Origin of the sequence: Halorubrum sp. JWXQ-INN 858 (assembly GCF_009806985.1) — an archaeon.
Taxonomy (GTDB): domain Archaea; phylum Halobacteriota; class Halobacteria; order Halobacteriales; family Haloferacaceae; genus Halorubrum.
The window spans coordinates 380,801-398,264 of the sequence record NZ_WUAX01000016.1 but is presented as its reverse complement, the minus strand read 5'-3'; the positions used below and the strand labels follow the sequence as shown (position 1 = coordinate 398,264).

Here is a 17,464-nt window from a genome sequence, read left to right as displayed (position 1 = left end):
TCGGTTACTCCGACAGTCGGTTACCCCGGCCGTCGGTTACCCGACCGCACCGACCTCACTCCAGCCGTCCCACGTCGCCGAGCACCGCGCTCGCGGTCTCGGGGCCGCCAGCGCCGCGCCCGGAGATGTTGAGCCGCCCCGCGTGTGAGGTCTCGATCTGGACGATGTTCTGCGTCCCCGACACGGCGAGCGTGCCGTTCTCCGGCACGAGACGCGGGGCGACGCGAACCGTCTCGCCGGTCGCCTCCCCGATCAGGCGGACGGTTTGGCCGTCCTCCGCGGCGAGCTGTAGCGCGGAGCCCGGGACGTCGCGGATCCCCTCGATGTCCGCGTCCGCGAGGGTGAACTCCCGCGCGTCCGCCGGGTCGTCGGCCGCGCCGAACGAGAGCACGTTCGAGAGGATCACACACTTCAGGGCGGCGTCGGTCCCCTCGACGTCGAAGGAGGGATCCGCCTCCGCGACGCCGAGGTCCTGTGCCTCCGCGAGCACGTGCTCGTAATCGAGCCCCTCCGCGGCCATCCGCGTCAGGATGAAGTTCGCGGTGCCGTTGAGCACGCCGCGGACCGCCGTGACGTGTCCGGGTTCGACGTCCTCGACGGTCGACACTGCCGGGATCGCGCCGCCCACGGTCGCTTCGAATCGCACGTCGCCCTCGCTGTCGTCGGCGAGCGCCCGGAGCTCGCGGAACCGCTCCGCGACCGGCCCCTTGTTCGCCAACACCGCGTGCCGGTCGCGTTCGAGCGCGGCCGTCACGTGTGAGAACCCGGGCTCGGCGTCGCCGAGCGTCGTCGGCGTCGCCTCCACGAGCGCGTCGTACTCCGCCGCCAGCGCGTCCGCCGGGTCGTCGTCGCCGACGGTCCCCTCCGTCGCCTTCCGCTCCAGGACGGCCGCGGCGTCCATTCCGTCGGGGTCGACGGCCGCGCTCGCGGAGTCCGCGACGGCGACGACCTCGTGGCCGTACTCGCCGGCGAGCTCGACGACCGAGCGCCCGACCGCGCCCGCCCCGATGATGGCGAGTTTCACGCGTCCACCCCCACGAGCGGCTCGACGACGCGTAACCCCTTCTCGTCAGCGAGCGACCGGACGGCGGCCAGTGCGGTCTCCGTCTCGCCAGCGCGCGTCTCCAGTCGGAGCCGTGCGCTCGAGGCCTCCTCGGTCCCCTTCGGTGCGGTCAACGAGACGTCGGCGACGGACGCCGACGCACACGCCTCGATCCGCTGGAGCGTGTCGGAGAGGTCGGTGTCGATCAGGTGGCCGAAGACGACGACGGTCACGTCCTCTGCGTACTCCTCGGTGCCCGCCTGCATCACGTTCACCCCCGCCGCGCGAAGCGCGTCGACGATCCCCTCGAACCGCTCTTCGGTCGCCTCGAAGTCGACCTCGACGGGGATCCGACCGCGCGGCGTCTTGTTCCCCCGTTCGTGGTAGATCGAGAGGAGGTTCCCGCCGTTGTCGGCGATCGGTTCGAGCGCGGCGAGCAGCTGTCCCGGCTCGTCGTTGAGTTCGAGCCGCACCGTGTGCGTCGACGGCGTCGTCGACCGCCCGCCGTCCGTCGAGAGGTCGCCGTCGATCGTCCCGCTCCGGTCGGGACCGGTCATGCTCCCACCGCCGTCCCGGTGTGCCGATAGAGGTTCGTGTCCGTCTGCATACTCGAAACGAGTCGCGGGAGCCGGTATAAGCCTTCGGCGTTGGCAGCCGTTGCCTCGCCGCCGAGCGTGTGAACGTACGGCACGGCGGGCCCGGTCAGCGCTCGGTGGAGCGACTCGGACACCGTAGGATAGAGGCGGACACCGTGGGATAGAAGCGGACACCGTGGGATAGAGGCGGACGTCGCGGGATCGAGGCGGACGCCGCGGGATCGATGTGAGCATCGCGTGACGACGTCGGCACTGGACGTGGTAGCGAAGACGAGGAGACGGGGAGACGAAAGGCGGGGAGACGAAAACGGGGAGACGAGAAGACGGGAAAAAACGGAACACGACGCGGAGCCGCCGCGAACCGTGCCGCGGAGACGCGCGGGAGTTAGATGTAGTCGATCGACGGGGGCAGTTCGAGCTTCATGCCCTTGCGCTCGCGGATCTCCATGATCTTCTCCCGCTGGAGGTTGTCGACGAGCACGCGGAAGCCGGCGTTCTCGGTGTTCCACGAGGCGCGGCCTTCGGTCGCGGAGCGGATGTCGGAGGAGAAGCCGATCATCTCCTCGACGGGGGCGATCCCCTCGACGACCATGAGGTCTCCCTCCTGGTACATGTCGTCGACGCGGCCACGACGGCCCTGGATCTCGCCGGAGGCGGCACCCATGTGCTCGCTCGGCACGTCGATGCGGACGTCCTGGATCGGCTCCAGCAGGCGGACCTCACCGTCGATCAGCGCGCGGTGGACCGCGTTGCGAACCGCGGGGATGACCTGTGCGGGACCGCGGTGGATGGTGTCCTCGTGAAGCTTCGCGTCGTGCAGGCGGAACAGCGACCCCTGTACGGGCTCGGCGGCGAGCGGACCGTCGTCGAGCGCCTCCTGGAGGCCCTCGAGGACGAGCTCCATCGTCTCGTTGAGGTGCTGGATACCCTTCGTGTCGTCGATGAGGATGTTCGTCCGGTGGATCTCCTCGACGTTCTGGGAGGTGTCCTTGTCCATGCCGGCCTCCTGGAGCGCCTCACGGCGCTCCAGTTCGGGCATGTCCATCGAGACCTCGCCCAGCTGGATCGCGTCGACGATCTCCTGGGCCATCGGCTCGACCGTGAGGTAGAACTTGTTGTGGCGGTTGGGCGACTGTCCCTCGACCTCCCGGGACGTTTCCTGGGGCTGCTCGCGGTAGACGACGATCGGTTCGCCGGTGATGACCGGGATGCCCTGGTTGTCGCGGATACGCTGGGTGATCACTTCGAGGTGGAGCTCGCCCTGTCCGCTGATGAGGTGCTCGCCCGTGTCCTCGTTGATCTCGATCTGGATGGTGGGGTCCTCCTTGGCGACCTGCTGGAGCGTCTCGATGAGCTTCGGCAGGTCGTCCATGTTCTGTGCCTCGACGGACTTCGTGATGACCGGCTCGGAGATGTGCTCGATCGACTCGAACGGCGTCATCTCCACGGAGGAGACGGTCGAACCGGCGATGGCGTCACGCAGCCCCGTGACGGACGCGATGTTGCCTGCCGGGACGTGCTCCACTTCCTCGCGCTCGGACCCCATGAAGAGCCCGACGCTCTGGATGCGGTTCTTGCCCGCGGTGCCGGAGACGTACAGCTCCTGGCCCTTCTCCAGCGTGCCGGAGAAGACGCGGCCGGTCGCGATCTCGCCGGCGTGCGGGTCCATCGAGATGTCCGTCACCATGAAGACGACCTCGCCGTCCTCGTCGACCAGCCGCATCGTGTCGGCCAGTTCGGACTCGGGGTCGCCGCGCCAGATGCGCGGGACACGGCGGGGCTGTGCGTCGATGGGGTTCGGGAAGTGCTCACACACCATGTCGAGCACTACGTTCGACAGGGGCGTTCGCTCGTGAAGCTCGTCGCGCTTGTCGGCTTGCTCGAGGTCGATGATGTCGCCGAAGTCCATGCCGGTCCGCTGCATCGAGGGCATGGAGACGCCCCACTTGTACAGCGCGGAGCCGAACCCGACCGTTCCGTCTTCGACGGAGACGGTCCAGTCCGTCGGGATGTCGTCCATGTTCTCGGCCATCCCGCGGATGAGCTCGTTCACGTCGGCGATGACGGCCGTCAGCCGCTCCTGCATCTCCTGGGGGCCCTCCTGGAGCTCGGAGATGAGGCGGTCGACCTTGTTGATGAACAGCGCGGGCTTGACGCCCTCGCGGAGCGCCTGTCGGAGCACGGTCTCCGTCTGGGGCATCGCGCCCTCGACGGCGTCGACGACCACCAGCGCGCCGTCGACCGCGCGCATCGCGCGGGTGACGTCGCCACCGAAGTCGACGTGGCCGGGGGTGTCGATGAGGTTGATGAGGTGGTTGGTGTCGTCGTGCTCGTGGGTCATCGAAACGTTCGCCGCGTCGATGGTGATCCCACGCTCCTGTTCGTCTTCCTTCGTGTCCATCGCGAGCTGCTCGCCCGCGGTGTCCTGGGAGATCATGCCCGCTCCCGCCAGCAGGTTGTCGGAGAGCGTCGTCTTCCCGTGGTCGACGTGGGCGGCGATGGCGATGTTCCGGATATGCTCCGGGTTGTCCATCAGCCGTTCACATTCTTGAACGATCTTCTTGCGTCGGCCCATTATAGGCGAGTGTACCGCGAGCGGGGTCAAAAGGATAGTGTTTCTCGTCGGCCCGAACGGCGAGTCTCGGTGGCTGTCGCCGCCGTATTCGTGTGAATCGCTCCCACGGAATACTCGGGATCTCGACGGGACGACCGCGACCCGTACGGGACCCGACCGACCGGTTCGTCCGTTTCGAGAGGCTCGACGGCGGCTCGAGGCGTCCGCACGGCGGTGGCGTGTCCAGAGTCGCCAACAGGTCGCGTCGCCGACGGGACCGCGTCGCCAACGGGTCGCGTCGTCAACGGGTCGCGTCGCCGGTGACGGCACGGGTTTTTATCCCCGGAACCGGTCTCGCGTAGGTATGCCGACGCGCGATTCGCGGGACCCGCCGCTCGAAACGCTCGCCCTGCTGTGGGCGGTACGGGAGACGGGGAGCATGGAGGCGCTCTCGAGGGGCGTCGGCACGCCCGCGGCGCTGGCGGCGGAGACCGAACTGACGCCCGACGCCGCCACCGCCGTCGTTCACGCGCTCGCCGACCTCGGGCTCCTCGACCGCGTGGGCGACCGATACGAGGTGACCAACCGGGCGCTCGGATTCCTCGCCACGCGCGACCTCCGGTCCATCGGTTCCCTCCCGGCGGCGCTCGATGCGTTCGACGACCTCGTGGCGCTCCCGCGGACCCTGACTGCGGACGCTCCCGACCGGGATCCGGAAAGCGGCAGTTCGGTCGTCGACGACGACCTATCCGCCGCCACCGGCCCGCCCGTCGACGACGTCCGGCTCCGGAACCGCCTCGGTGCGGCGCTCGCGACCGACTCCGCGACCGTTCGTGCCCGAGTCACGGCCGCGGTTCGGGCCGCCCCGAGCGCGGATCGCGTCCTCGCGATCGGCGACGGTTCGGGCGTTCACGCGAGGGAGTTCCAGGCCCGTGGGATCGAGGCGACGGTCCTCGACGGTGCCGCGGCGATCGAGGCCGCAAGGCCGCTGCTCGAGTCGGCGGGGGTCGACGCGACGGCCCGGCCTCTGACGTGTGCGGAGCCGACGCCCCTCGCGTTCGGCGTCTCCCTCCTGACGTCGATGGAGCCGGCCGAGGCCCGCGAGACGGTCGCCGCCGTGGCCGGCCGCCTCGAGCGTGACGGGACGCTGGTCCTCGTCGAGCCCCTCCGGAACCGACTCGACGCCGAGGCGGCCGTGGCGGTCGACGTCCGCCGGTTGGCGGCCGGCGCGGGCCGCTGTCGTTCCGAGGACGACCTTCGGTCGTGGTTCGACGCCGCCGGGCTCTCCGCCGACGTCGTGCCGATACCCGGCGTCGAGGCCGCCGCCGTCGTGGGACGGCTCGAGCGAGCGGTTTTAGAGGACTGAGTTCCGAGGTCGGCCATGGACGAAGCGGCGCTGCGGGCAGACATGATCGAGGGGCTCGAACACCAGATCGGCGAGCCGCTCGGCGCGTCCGTGCTGACGGCGCTCCAGCGGGTCCCGCGCGAGGCGTTCGTCGACGACGCGCCCCACGCGAACCGCGCCAGCGACGAGGGCGGTACCCGAGCGCTCGCCCCGGCCACCGTCGCGCGCATGCTGACCGCGCTCAACGTCGACGAGGGCGACGACGTCCTCGTCGTCGGCGCGGGGATCGGCTACACCGCGGCGACCCTGGCGGAGATCGCGGGCGCGCGCCACGTCCACGCGATCGACATCGACCGTGGCGCCGTTCACCTCGCCCGCTCGAACCTCTCCGCGGCCGGCTACGACGCGGTCCTCGTCGATCGCCGCGACGGCGCGCGCGGGCTGCCGGAGTACGCGCCTTACGACCGGATCCTGCTCGAGGCCGCGGTGGTCGAACCGCCGCGGGCGCTCCGCGATCAGCTCGCCGACGGCGGTCGCCTCGTCTATCCGCGGGGGACCACGGTTCAGACGCTCGTCGCCATCGAACCCGTCGCCGACGGCGTGGCCTCCGAAGCGGACCGCACCGAAGCGGACCGCACCGACGCGACCGCTCCCGATCCGACCGTCGACCGACCCGACGCACCGGCGGGGTTCCACACGGTCGAGACCGCGGGCCCGGCTCGCCTCCGTCCGATGCTCGTCGACGGGGAGCAGCCGGGCGTCGAGCGGAACCGAACCCGCCGCGAGGACGCCGAACGCGCGGCACAGGGGTCGGCGGGACACGGCTGGGAGCAGGAGTGGATCGACTGGGAGGGTCGGTTGTAACGCCCCTTTGATTCGCCATCGCTTCTCAGCCGGCCCGCCACTCACCCCGTTACCACCAACACCCTCGTGTTCTCGCGTTCGTCGACGTAGTCGCTCCCGGCCGGCGGTTTGATGTCGACCGTGAGCGTCCCGTCCGGCTGGTTCGGGCCGAGCTCCGGCGCGACGTCGACGGTCGCGATGCCGTCCGCGTCCGTCCTCGCGGTCGCGACGCCGTCGATCCGCGCGGATCCGCCCCGGACGATCACCGTCGCGTCCGTCACCCGCGTCCCGTCCGGATCGACGACCGCCACGTCGATCGACTGGTCGCCGGGCGTCGTCACCTCGGGCTGCGGCTGGGCGTCGAGCTCGGTCGCCGCGAGGCCGTCGATGTCCCCGATCATCCCCATCATCACGCTGAGGCTGGCGACGCCGACGACGAGCGCGATCACCAACCTGACCGGCAATCCCTCGATCGCCCGGCGGTCGTCGCGAAACGCCCGTCGGCGCCCGCCGGACGGGGTCGTGCTTCGGTCCGCACGCTCCGTCCGGCTCGTGTGCGGCTCCGGGGCGGGGCGTGTCGGCTGGCTGGGCGGCGATCGTGGACCGGGACGCGATCGTAGGCCGGGATGCCGTTTCGAGTTCGGACTGGGTTTCGGGTTCGGCTCCGTCATGCAACCGGTTGGCCCCGGTATCGTTGATAACGTGTCGGGCCGGTCGACCGAAGTCGACCGGCCCGACACGCGAACGACCTTTTTTACCCGATCACGCGGCCAGTCGCCCCGTGCACGTACTCGGACGGGACGGCGGCTCGGGAATCGACGCGCCGACCGCACGGCTCGGTGCTTTTCTCGCGCGCGACGGGAGCGCCGGCGCGGACGTCGGGATCGACGTCGATCGACCGCACGCGGGCGTCGTCGTCGGGAAACGAGGGACCGGGAAGTCGTACACGCTCGGCGTGCTCGCGGAGGGCCTCGCCGACGCTCCGGGCGTCGCGCCCGTGGTCGTCGACCCGATGGGGGTCTTCGGCGGGCTCGAGGCTGCCGGCGGGCAGGTAGTCGACCCCGCCGTTCGTCCGGCGGCGATCCCGCCCTCGGCCTGGCCGGCCATGCTCGCGCTCGATCCGGCCGGCGGTCCCGGCGGGCTCCTCTGGCGGGTCGTCGCGGACGCGACGGACCGCGCGGAACGCGGAGCCCCCTCGATGGACGCGTTCCGGGACGCGATCGCCGACAGCGACGCGCCGTCTCGGACGCGGCGCGCGGCGCGAAACCACCTCGACCTGGCGGCGTCGTGGGGCGTGTTCGACGCGGACGCGCCGCCGGTCGCGGCGCTCGTCCACGGCGGCGGTCCGTCGGTGATCGACCTCGCCGGCGTGCCGGATACCGCCGCCGGGGCCGTCGTTCGTGCGGTCGCGCGCGGGCTGTACGACGCTCGGATCGACGGTATCGTCGAGCGCCTCCCGTGGCTGCTCGTCGACGAGGCCCACGCCTTCTTCGACGGGATCGCGGACCCCGCGCTCCGGACGCTGTTGACGCGGGGACGGGCTCCCGGCGTCTCGCTCGTCTGTGCGACCCAGCGGCCGGGGGTCCTCCCGTCCGTCGCCGTCTCGCAGTCGGACCTGCTCGTCGCCCACCGGCTCACCGCCGAGCGCGACGTGGCTCGGCTGAGCGAGGCCGAGGCGACGTACCTCGCGGGCGACATCGCGTCCCGGCTTCCCGCGGGAACCGGCGAGGCGCTCGTCGTCGACGACGCGACCGAAGAGGTCCACACCGTGCGCGTGCGCGAGCGGCGGACGCCCCACGGCGGCGGGAGTCCGCGGGCGAGCCGAACGGCTCCCGCCCGACGATCGGCGGGCGAGGAGCGTCCCGAGACGCCGTCGGCGCCCCCGGGCGGCGACTCGTCCGCCGAGTGAGCATCCGCGGAGTGAGACGCGTCACACGGATCCGAACGCACAACACCGTGGCCGGCGACGGGCCGACATGGAGCGGAGCCTCACCGGGTTCATGCTGATCGCGGTCGGCGGGTTCGTCGGCGCCGTCACGCGCTACGGGATCGACGTCGCCGCGGCCGACGGGACGGGTGTCGGAACGTTCACCGTGAACGTCGTCGGGTCGTTCGGGCTCGGGGTCCTGGTGACGCGGGCCGCGAGCCGCCGGATCCAGCTGCTCGTCGGGACCGGGGCGCTGTCCTCGTTCACCACGTACAGCACCTTCGTCGGGGACGCCGTCGCCCTCGGCACCGTCGCCGGCTCCGCCTACGTCGTCGCGAGCTACGCGGTCGGTATCGCGGCCGCCGTCGTCGGGCTCGCCGTCGGGAGGCGACTGTGACCGACCCGCTCGTCGCCGCCCTCCTGGTCGGCGTCGGTGGCGCGTTCGGCGCGACGGCACGGCACGCGGTCGGCCTGGCGGTCGACGGTCGGGAGGCGATCGTGATCGTCAACGCCGCCGGGAGCTTCGTGCTCGGGTGGCTCCTCGTCGCCCCGGTCGGATCCGCGCTCGCGATCGCGGCCGCGATCGGGTTCTGTGGCGCGTTCACCACCTTCTCGTCGTTCGCCGTCGAGACGGTCTCCACCGCGGAGGACGGCCAGGCCGGGGTCGCAGTCGGCTTCGCGCTCGCCAACCTCGTGGCCGCGTTCCTCGCGTTTTTCCTCGGGTCGGCGCTGGCGACCGCGGTGTGGTGAGTTCCATTCAGTTCGGTTCCATTCAGTTCGGTTCCGCTCAGTTCGGTTCCGCTCGATCGGGACCGTTCTCGCTCACGTGGGGTGAGGCCACGGCTTCGGGAGCGATAGCTACAGGGTCGACCGGTCCGTAGCCTCGGGCGTGACAGACGACGTCGACGCCACGGCGGACGCGACGGCCAGCGCCGACACGGGACGAACCGACACGGTCGCCGACGCCGGCGGGAACGCCCCCGGCGACGAGCCGACGGCCCGGAGCGATGAGCCGACGGCCCGGAGCGATGAGGCGACGGCCCGGAGCGACGAGCGGTCACCGACCACGGACGCGGACACGTCGCCGCGCGCGGATGACGCGCCGACGGAGGTCGCGTTCGAGGACCTCTCGTTGCCACAGCGGGTGTTCGTCGCCGCGCTTCAGAATCCGACGCGCGGCGTGGTCGTGCTCGTGTTGTTCGCGTTCGCCTTCTCGTTTTACATCGCCTTCTGGATGGCGTTTCCCCGCGTCGCGGCGTTCCTCTCGGCGGTCACCGTCGCGGTCGTGGCGGTGCTGCTCGCCGTCTACTACGTGCTCGCTCGCGTCCGGTGAACGGGGACGGTCGTCGTGCGGTCGGTGATCCTCGTCGTCGTGCGGTCGGTGACTCGGGCCGTCGAACGAAAACCGGCGGCTCACGGCTGAAAACGGAACGGAAACGTCCTGACGGAGATTTGAACTCCGGTCCCTGGCTCCGCAAGCCAAGAGGATAGTCCACTACCCTACCAGGACTCATCTCTACGTACCGGTGAGCCACTTAAGACCGTTACGGTCCAGCCGTCCTATGGTTCCCGATCGCATGCGCCATTCGCGTCGCGGGGGGCCCGACGCAACGGCTATCCGCTCCGGCGACGTGCCGACCGTATGAACAGACGTGGGCTCCTGCTCGCCGCGGGGACCGTCGCCCTCGCCGGCTGCGTCGGTCGAGGGGACGCGGTCGCCGGATCCGCCGTCGGGGCTGACGCCGACGAGGGAGCCGTCGACGTTGGCGGGAACGACGACGATCCCGCGGCTAACTGGGACAGTACGGGCGGCCAGGACGGCGGCGATGACGGCGATGGTGGCGATGGTGGCGATAGCGGCGAGGACCGCGATCCTCGGGACGACGGTTCGGAGCACGGGTCGACGCCCCGTTCCGGCGCGGTCGACGTCGAACTCGTCGAACGCGAGCCGACCGTCGACCCGGGGACGGTCGCCGTCGAGTTCGACGCGGACGCGGTCCACGTCGACGGGACCGTGATCGGGGCCTCCGGCTGTCACTCGGCGAGGGTCTCGACCGCGGGACCGACCGACGACGGGGGGTTCCGCGTCGTCGTCGCCGCGGTCGACGACGCCGGACCGGACCAGCTGTGCACGCAGGCGTTCACGGCGCTCGGCTACGAAGTCGCGGCGACGTTCGACGGCCCCACACCCGACCGAGTGACCGTCGTCCACGACGACGCGGACGGCCGCGGTGCGGCGTCCGTCTCCGAGGCCGATGCGGACGGAGGGGAAGCGGTCCTCGCCGACGTGATCGCTCCCGCCGTCGTCCCTCGCGTCGATCGGACGGGCGACGCGATCTGAGCCGTTTCTCGATGACGCGGTCCGCGCCGCTCCCGGCGACGTGAGCTGAGCCGTTCCCGGCGACGCCGTCCGAGTCGTTCCAGGCGACGCCGTCCGAGGCGTTCCACGCCGGCGGTTCCGGCGGATCGACCGCGACACGTGCGGGCTCGAACGGACGCTTTTGGGACCTCGCCGCAAACCTTTAAGTCAACCGACTGATATACTATATAAACGCGATGACACGGCCAACCCGGCAGCGGGACCACGACCGGCAGCGCACACGGGAGGGTGACGGGTCGGAACGCGAACGGGGTGACGACGTCGACGTCGCCGACTTGGACCCCGAGGACCTCGACCCCGAGGACCTCACTCGGACGGCCGACGGCGAACTGATCCACGAGGAGACCGGGCTGATAATCGAGGAGGAGCGGATCGATCCCGGCCCGGAGTGGCGGGCGTTCAACCACTCCGAGCGGCAGTCGAAATCGCGCGTCGGCGCGCCGACGACGAAGACGATGCACGACAAGGGGCTGACGACGACGATCGACTGGAAGGACAAGGACGCGTACGGGCGCTCCATCTCCTCGAAGAAGCGGTCACAGATGCACCGACTGCGGAAGTGGCAGGAGCGGATCCGGACGAAGGACGCCGGCGAGCGGAACCTGCAGTTCGCGCTCTCGGAGATCGACCGGATGGCGAGCGCGCTCGGCGTTCCGCGCTCGGTCCGAGAGGTCGCCTCCGTTATCTACCGGCAGGCGCTCTCGGAGGACCTCATTCGCGGCCGCTCGATCGAGGGGGTCTCGACGGCCGCGCTGTACGCCGCCTGTCGGAAAGAGGGGATCCCCCGGTCGTTAGAGGAGATCGCGGACGTCTCCCGCGTCGACCGCAAGGAGATCGGCCGCACGTACCGGTACATCTCCCAGGAGCTCGGACTGGAGATGCGCCCGGTCGACCCGAAGCAGTACGTCCCCCGGTTCTCCTCGGAACTCGACCTCTCCGAGGAGGTCCAATCGAAGGCCAACGAGATCATCGAGACGACCGCGGCGAAGGGGTTGCTCTCCGGGAAGTCGCCGACGGGGTACGCCGCGGCCGCGATCTACGCGGCGTCGCTGCTCTGCAACGAGAAGAAGACCCAGCGCGAGGTCGCCGACGTCGCGCAGGTGACCGAGGTCACCATTCGCAACCGGTATCAGGAACAGATCGAAGCGATGGGCATCCACGGCTGACTCCTCGAGACCGACGCGGTCCCGATCGCGTCCCCCGCGACGGGAACGTTCAAGCCGGTCCGCGGAGTAACGTGGACGAATGCGTCTCGACGAGTTCCTGACGTTCGAGGCGAACGAGCGGGCCGAACGCCGACGGCTGGCCCGCGAGAAGGACTACGGGATCGTCGAGCACCTCGACTCCTTCGAGCGGCGGTTCAACGAGCACGTCTCCGACGACGCGATCGTCGGCAGCGTCTCGCCGTCCATCTTCGTCGGTCGGTCGAACTACCCGAACGTGTCGACGGGGCTCCTCTCGCCGGTCGGGCGCGAGGAGCGCGCGGAGCGGTTCGAGACCTCGGCGGCGTGGTACGACGAGGGCGTCTCGATCACGGACGTGTTCGACCGCCGGACGAGCCTGCTCAACTCGACGCGACACGCCGAGGTCGGCTCCGTCCACGACGCGTGGGACGGCTGGCTCGGCGTCCAGCGCGAGGTCGCGATCGCCGACCGCCCGGTCGACGTCGAGATCGGGCTCGACGGGACCCCCGACCTCGACTTCGACGTGGGGCTTGCGGACATCAAGACGCCGACCGGCCCCCGGGCGGCCGCCCGCACGGCAGAACTCGGCGAGAACCCGCACGTTCCCCGGCCCGTGAAGAAGACGCTGGAGGACGACGACTGGCGCGCGCAGGGCGCGATGACGTACCTCTATCGGCGCGGGTTCGACGTGTACGAGATCAACACGATCCTCTCCGCGGGCGCGCTCGGCCGCGGCGAGGACCGGCGGCTCGTCCCGACCCGCTGGTCGATCACCGCCGTCGACGACACGGTCGGGCAGTACCTCCGCGGGACGATCCGCTCGAACCCGACCGTCGACGCGATCGAGGTCCACCGCAACGAGTACCTCGGCAACGCGTTCTGGGTCGTCCTCGTCCCCGGCGAGTGGGAGTACGAACTGGTCGAGATGAAGGCTCCCGGCTCCGTCTGGAACCCGGATCCGGCCGCGGGCGTCTACCTCGCCGCCGCCAGCGAGGGGCGGGAAGGCCGCACGGGGTACGTCGAGGAGACCGCCGGCGCGTACTACGCCGCCCGCCTCGGCGTCCTCGAACACCTCCACGACCGCGGGCGACAGGCGAAGGTCCTCGTCTGCCGGCACGTCTCGGAGGACTACTGGGGGCCCGTCGGGGTCTGGCAGGTCCGGGAGGCGGTCCGGAACGCCTTCGAGGGGGAGCGGGGAACCGCGGAGACGTTCGGCGAGGCGGTCCGCGGCGTCGCCGATCACCTCCCGGTTTCGCTCGCTCGCCTCCGGCGGAAGTCGACGCTGGCGGCCGGGCTCCAGTCGAACCTCGCCGACTTCGCCGACGACGGCTGACTCGGAGACACAGGGTCGATCCGTCCGCGTCCGGCCAGCCAGAAAAGGACCGGCCGCTATTCGATCGACTCCTTCCGGTCGGCGTCGCCGCGCCCGTCGCTGCCCTCGTCAACGACTTCGTCGACCCGCTCGGCGAAGCCGAACCGCGGCTTCAGGTCGTCGACGACGACTTCGACGGTGTCGCCGACCTCGGTCCCGGGAACGAACAGCGAGTAGCCCTCGAGGTAGGCGATCCCGTCGCCCTCGTCGCCGAGCCCCTCGATCGTCACCTTGAGGCGGTCGCCCTCGGCGACGGGCGCGGTGAGCCGGCCGCGGGCGACGATGTACACCTCGGAGGAGGCGTCCCGCGACGCGGGCGGGGAGACGGTCCGGACGTACTCGAACTCCGCCGCGACGTCCTCCCGGAACGCGTGGAGGTCCTCGCCCTGGAACACCTTTACCACGAAGTCGCCGCCGGGGGCGAGCAGCTCCTCGGCGACCGCGAACGCCTGTCTGGCGAGGTGGACGGATCGGGCGTGGTCCAGCGAGTACTCGCCGGTCATGTTCGGGGCCATGTCGGAGATCACGACGTCGGCGCCTCCCTCGTCGACGGCCTTTTTCAGGTAGTGTTGCGTCCGCTCCTGGGTCATGTCGCCGCGGATCGTCTCGACGTCGTGGTCGTCGAGGTCCTCGATGCGCTGGAGGTCGACGCCGACGACCGTCCCGGCGTCGCCGACGGCCTCGGCGGCGACCTGAAGCCAGCCGCCGGGCGCGGCCCCGAGGTCGACGACGGTGTCGCCGCGCTCGAAGAGGCCGGCGTCCTCGTCGATCTGTTTCAGCTTGTAGGAGGCGCGGCTCCGGTAGCCCTGCTGTTTCGCGCGGTTGTAGTAGTCGTCCTTCCGTCCCATTTGGCGTCCGTAGGCCGCCCGGCCGTTTATCGGCGTCGTTCGCCGTCGTTCGTGGTCGACGGGCGGATGGGGGCTCGGAAACCTCTGGTTTCCGGTGGAGCCTGCGACTGGCCGCTGGCCAGTCGCGGCGAGGCCGGGGAGGCGTGAGGTGTGGTTGCGGTGCGGCCGGGTGGGACTTCCGCGGGGGTGGTCCCTGTGTCGTTCGCGCCGCTTTCAGAGGAACGAGTTGATAAGCGCGAAGCCAGCGCTTCCGAGACGATTGATCGAGTAACTCGGACGACTTCCTTACGGACGGATACTTATAAGCGATCGGCGGGATCGGTCGTGTCCAGACGCCCCCACAGTCTCTCGTCGCCGTCACCATCACTCCCACCCTCCTGCTCCCCTGTCGACGTTATCTCGAACCCGAGCCCCGTATAAAAACCCGACAGCGACGGATCGAACGCCGCCGTCACGACGCCGACGCCCGGGTCCGCCTCGGCGACCCGGACCGCCTCGGCGACGAGCGCCGACCCCGTCCCCCGACCGCGTCGCGCGCGGCGGACCGCCACCGCGTCGACGTGGCGGCGGTCGGGCTCCGGGCGGGTCAGGACGACCGCGCCGACGACCGCCCCCGTTCTGTCGAACCGGGCCACGAGAACGTCCCGGTCGGCGATCCGGTCGCCGAGCCCGTCGGCGTCGACAGACAGCATCGCGGCGTCGAGGACGCGTAAGACGTCGAGGCGGTCGTCGGGCGACGCCGCCTCGATCGCGATCCCGTCCGGCGGGCCGCCGGAAGCGACGTCGTCGGTCACGCGAACTTCCCGGCCTCCGCGAGCAGGTCGTCCACCGTCGGACGGTCGCCGGGGGTCTCGCCCGCGTGCGTCCAGAGCACCTCCGTCCGGTCCCGGAGATCCACGAGCGCGGCCAGCGGCATCCGGCCGAGCAGGTCGAGACGGCGGCCGACGGCCCCGAAGGCTGTGGGCTGGCCGTATCGCTCCGCGACCTCGCTGTCGGGGTCCGCGAGGACGGGATGCGGGGCGTCGCGCCGGTCGGCCCACGCCGCGGCGCGCGCCGCGGACTCGGGGAGGACGGAGACGACGGCGACGCCCCGCTCGCGGAACTCGTCGTGGCGCGCGGCGACCGTCGCGGCCTGCCGCCGGCAGTTGCCACAGAGGTAGTCGCGATGGAAGAGGACGACCACGAGGTCGGCGTCGAGCCCGGAGAGCGTGACCGGGTCGGGGCCCGGGCCGCCGTTCGGGAGCGTGAAGTCGGCGTCGATGCCCGCCGTCACGACGCACCCCCCTTTATGAGTCGCAGCAGGGTGACCCGCTCGGCGTCGACGACGCGGTCGCCGGGGACCGGCGAGCCGTCGACGAGGACCGACGCCTCCTGCGGGTGGTAGCCGACCGCGCGGATCAGGTCGGCGTACGTCGCGCCGTCCTCGAGGGCACAGTCGTGTTCGTCCCCGCCGACGACGGTCACCGTCACGTGCATGCGTGGCGGTAGTCGGCCGGATCGGGTTAATCGCTCGGTCCGGCGGCTGCGTCTTCACCCGAAGAACGCGCGCAGCTCCTCGGGCGACCGCGTGTTGAGGACGTCGGCGCGTTCGGCCCACCCGCGACGGGCGGTGTGGACGCCGTACCGGACGTTGTCGAACTCGCGTGGGCTGTGGGCGTCCGTGTTGACGGCGATCGTCGCTCCCGCGTCGATCGCGGCCCGGACCGCGTCGCCGTCGGCGTCGAGCCGCGCGGGGTTGGCGTTCACCTCGATCGCGGTGTCGGCGGCCGCGGCGGCCTCCGCGACCGCCTCGAAGTCCGGCTCGAGCCCCTGCCGGCTGTTGATGAGCCGGCCGGTCGGGTGGCCGAGCACGTCGACCTCGGGGTGCTCGACCGCGCGAACCAGCCGCTCTGTCGCGGCGTCGGACCCCTGACCGAGCGCGGAGTGCGGCGAGGCGACGACGAGGTCGAGCGACGCGAGCGTCGCGTCGTCGGTCGTGATCGCGCCCGCCGCGTCGATGTTCGCCTCGATCCCGTGGAACACCTCGATCGGGGCGTCGTCGACGACCGACGCGACGGCGTCGGCCTGCTCGGCGATCGCGGCCTCGTCGAGGCCGGTGTTTCCGAACACCCCCGGCCCCGCTGCGTGGTCGGTGACCGCGTGGAAGGCGTAGCCGCGCTCGGCGGCCGCCGCGACCATCTCCGCGATCGTGAACCCCCCGTCGGACCAGTCGGTGTGGGTGTGGAGGTCGCCGCGGACGTCGCCCTCCTCGAGGAGCGCGGGGAGCGATCCCTCGGTTTCGGCGGCGGCCGCCTCCACCTCGCCGGTGTTCTCACGGATCTCGGGCGGCATCCACGCCATGTCGAGGGCCTCGTAGACGCCCGCCTCGGTCTCGCCGGCGACGCGCTCGCCGACCCGCTGGCCCGCGTCCGGGTCGTCGACGTCCGAGACGTCGAAGACGCCGTACTCGTTGACCTTCAGGCTGCGACCGATCGCGCGGTTGCGGACCGCGATGTTGTGCTCCTTCGACCCCGTGAAGTACTGGAGCGCCGCGCCGAACTCCGCGACGTCCACGACTCGAAGGTCGACCCGGGTGCCGTCGGCGCGGACGCTCGCCTTGCCCGTTCCGGCCTCGATCGTCGCGTCAGCGTCCGGCCAGTCGACGAAGGCGTCGACGACCGCCTCGCCGTCCGCGCTCGCGACGAGCAGGTCGACGTCCCCGATCGTCGCCTTCCAGCGCCGGATCGAGCCGCCCACCTCCACCTTCGCGACGCCGTCGACGTCCGCGAGGTACGCGAGCGCGGCGTCCGCGACCGGCCGGGCGTCGCCGAGACGGGTCCGTTTCGCCGCCTCGCGGGCGAACGGGACGTTCTCGAGGACGTTCGCCTCCGTCTTCTCGCCGAACCCCGTCACCTCGCTGATCTCGCCGGCCTCCGCGGCCGCCTCGAGCTCGTCGAGCGTCGTGACCCCAAGCGCCTCGTACAGCGCGCCGACCGTCTTGGGACCGACCCCCTCGACGCGCGTCAGCGCCGGCATGTCGACGGGCAGCTCGGAGCGAAGCTCCTCCAGCTCCGCGATCGACCCCGTCTCGAAGTACTCGACGACCTTCGACGCGATGGCGTCGCCGACGCGGTCGATCCCGGCGACGGCGTCCGTCCCCTCGCCCGCCAAATTCTCGATCGGGGCGGGGTACTCGCGGACGTTCTCCGCCGCCCGGCGGTAGGCGCTCGGCTTGTACTCGACGCCCGTCGCCTCCAGGAGGTCCGCGAACTCCTCCAGGAGGTCCGCGACCTCGTCGTTGCGGCTCATTGACGGACGTTTCGGTGGGCCGGGGCTTATATACTCGGGCGGGAGCCGTCGCCTCTCCACGCCGGCCCGGACCGCATTTATAACT

At 71.0% G+C, this 17,464-nt stretch carries 18 protein-coding genes and 1 tRNA gene; 9 read left to right on the top strand and 10 right to left on the bottom strand.

The genetic code is table 11. The annotated features are described in order from the left end of the window. Positions 1 to 55 precede the first annotated feature (55 nt). The 3 genes from GRS48_RS13840 to GRS48_RS13830 form a co-directional block, all read right to left on the bottom strand. Positions 56 to 1,024, bottom strand: a complete 969-nt coding sequence (locus GRS48_RS13840; RefSeq protein ID WP_321168471.1) for a homoserine dehydrogenase — start codon at positions 1,022 to 1,024, stop codon at positions 56 to 58. Further along, on the bottom strand, positions 1,021 to 1,599 hold the full coding sequence (locus tag GRS48_RS13835; protein ID WP_159487518.1) for an amino acid-binding protein: 579 nt from the start codon (positions 1,597 to 1,599) through the stop codon (positions 1,021 to 1,023). Before GRS48_RS13835 ends, GRS48_RS13840 begins: the two co-directional genes overlap by 4 nt. A gap of 424 nt (positions 1,600 to 2,023) precedes the next feature. Next, positions 2,024 to 4,213 (bottom strand): elongation factor EF-2, encoded by a 2,190-nt coding sequence (locus tag GRS48_RS13830; RefSeq protein ID WP_159487516.1) that lies wholly within the window; start codon positions 4,211 to 4,213, stop codon positions 2,024 to 2,026. A gap of 343 nt (positions 4,214 to 4,556) precedes the next feature. Here GRS48_RS13830 and GRS48_RS13825 point away from each other — a divergent pair, with 343 nt between their 5' ends. Further along, positions 4,557 to 5,558 (top strand): SAM-dependent methyltransferase, encoded by a 1,002-nt coding sequence (locus GRS48_RS13825; protein ID WP_159487514.1) that lies wholly within the window; start codon positions 4,557 to 4,559, stop codon positions 5,556 to 5,558. A gap of 15 nt (positions 5,559 to 5,573) precedes the next feature. After that, entirely contained in the window at positions 5,574 to 6,401 is an 828-nt protein-coding gene (locus tag GRS48_RS13820; RefSeq protein ID WP_159487512.1) for a protein-L-isoaspartate O-methyltransferase, read from the top strand. 41 nt (positions 6,402 to 6,442) lie between these two features. Here GRS48_RS13820 and GRS48_RS13815 read toward each other — a convergent pair whose 3' ends face one another. Continuing rightward, positions 6,443 to 6,853, bottom strand: coding sequence for a carboxypeptidase regulatory-like domain-containing protein (locus tag GRS48_RS13815; RefSeq protein WP_321168494.1), 411 nt, complete (start codon positions 6,851 to 6,853; stop codon positions 6,443 to 6,445). Between the two features lie 308 nt (positions 6,854 to 7,161). Here GRS48_RS13815 and GRS48_RS13810 point away from each other — a divergent pair, with 308 nt between their 5' ends. The 4 genes from GRS48_RS13810 to GRS48_RS15410 all read left to right on the top strand — a co-directional run bounded on the left by GRS48_RS13810 (position 7,162) and on the right by GRS48_RS15410 (position 9,640). Then, a complete protein-coding gene (locus GRS48_RS13810; RefSeq protein WP_321168470.1) occupies positions 7,162 to 8,289 on the top strand; it encodes a helicase HerA domain-containing protein in 1,128 nt (375 codons plus the stop codon). A 67-nt stretch (positions 8,290 to 8,356) separates the two neighbouring features. Next, positions 8,357 to 8,704, top strand: coding sequence for a CrcB family protein (locus GRS48_RS13805; protein ID WP_159487497.1), 348 nt, complete (start codon positions 8,357 to 8,359; stop codon positions 8,702 to 8,704). After that, on the top strand, positions 8,701 to 9,057 hold the full coding sequence (locus GRS48_RS13800; protein WP_321168469.1) for a CrcB family protein: 357 nt from the start codon (positions 8,701 to 8,703) through the stop codon (positions 9,055 to 9,057). The genes GRS48_RS13805 and GRS48_RS13800 overlap by 4 nt, the downstream gene beginning before the upstream one ends. Positions 9,058 to 9,196: 139 nt before the next feature. Beyond that, positions 9,197 to 9,640, top strand: a complete 444-nt coding sequence (locus GRS48_RS15410; protein WP_321168468.1) for a hypothetical protein — start codon at positions 9,197 to 9,199, stop codon at positions 9,638 to 9,640. A gap of 104 nt (positions 9,641 to 9,744) precedes the next feature. On the opposite strand, the gene GRS48_RS13790 is transcribed toward GRS48_RS15410, so the two are convergent. Further along, positions 9,745 to 9,817 (bottom strand) — tRNA-Arg (locus GRS48_RS13790). A gap of 132 nt (positions 9,818 to 9,949) precedes the next feature. Between GRS48_RS13790 and GRS48_RS13785 the strand changes: the two genes are divergently transcribed. The 3 genes from GRS48_RS13785 to nreA all read left to right on the top strand — a co-directional run bounded on the left by GRS48_RS13785 (position 9,950) and on the right by nreA (position 13,204). After that, entirely contained in the window at positions 9,950 to 10,648 is a 699-nt protein-coding gene (locus tag GRS48_RS13785; protein WP_159487495.1) for a hypothetical protein, read from the top strand. A gap of 215 nt (positions 10,649 to 10,863) precedes the next feature. Next, positions 10,864 to 11,853 carry a transcription initiation factor IIB family protein gene (locus GRS48_RS13780; RefSeq protein ID WP_159487493.1) on the top strand — a complete coding sequence of 330 codons (990 nt, stop codon included), beginning with the start codon at positions 10,864 to 10,866 and terminating at the stop codon, positions 11,851 to 11,853. A 79-nt stretch (positions 11,854 to 11,932) separates the two neighbouring features. After that, complete coding sequence (nreA, locus tag GRS48_RS13775) at positions 11,933 to 13,204, top strand: DNA repair protein NreA (RefSeq protein ID WP_159487491.1); 1,272 nt, start codon at positions 11,933 to 11,935, stop codon at positions 13,202 to 13,204. A 56-nt stretch (positions 13,205 to 13,260) separates the two neighbouring features. On the opposite strand, the gene GRS48_RS13770 is transcribed toward nreA, so the two are convergent. The 5 genes from GRS48_RS13770 to polX form a co-directional block, all read right to left on the bottom strand. Further along, the gene (locus GRS48_RS13770) at positions 13,261 to 14,091 is read right to left on the bottom strand and encodes a 23S rRNA (uridine(2552)-2'-O)-methyltransferase (protein ID WP_159487489.1); all 831 of its coding nucleotides are present in this window, start codon (positions 14,089 to 14,091) and stop codon (positions 13,261 to 13,263) included. Between the two features lie 299 nt (positions 14,092 to 14,390). Then, positions 14,391 to 14,885: a GNAT family N-acetyltransferase gene (locus GRS48_RS13765; RefSeq protein ID WP_321168467.1), complete on the bottom strand. Its 495-nt coding sequence runs from the start codon at positions 14,883 to 14,885 to the stop codon at positions 14,391 to 14,393. Beyond that, positions 14,882 to 15,364, bottom strand: a complete 483-nt coding sequence (locus GRS48_RS13760; RefSeq protein WP_321168466.1) for a redoxin domain-containing protein — start codon at positions 15,362 to 15,364, stop codon at positions 14,882 to 14,884. Before GRS48_RS13760 ends, GRS48_RS13765 begins: the two co-directional genes overlap by 4 nt. Then, a complete protein-coding gene (locus tag GRS48_RS13755; protein ID WP_159487487.1) occupies positions 15,361 to 15,567 on the bottom strand; it encodes a ubiquitin-like small modifier protein 2 in 207 nt (68 codons plus the stop codon). Before GRS48_RS13755 ends, GRS48_RS13760 begins: the two co-directional genes overlap by 4 nt. Positions 15,568 to 15,621: 54 nt before the next feature. Continuing rightward, the gene (gene polX, locus GRS48_RS13750; RefSeq protein WP_159487485.1) at positions 15,622 to 17,379 is read right to left on the bottom strand and encodes a DNA polymerase/3'-5' exonuclease PolX; all 1,758 of its coding nucleotides are present in this window, start codon (positions 17,377 to 17,379) and stop codon (positions 15,622 to 15,624) included. Positions 17,380 to 17,464 lie beyond the last annotated feature (85 nt).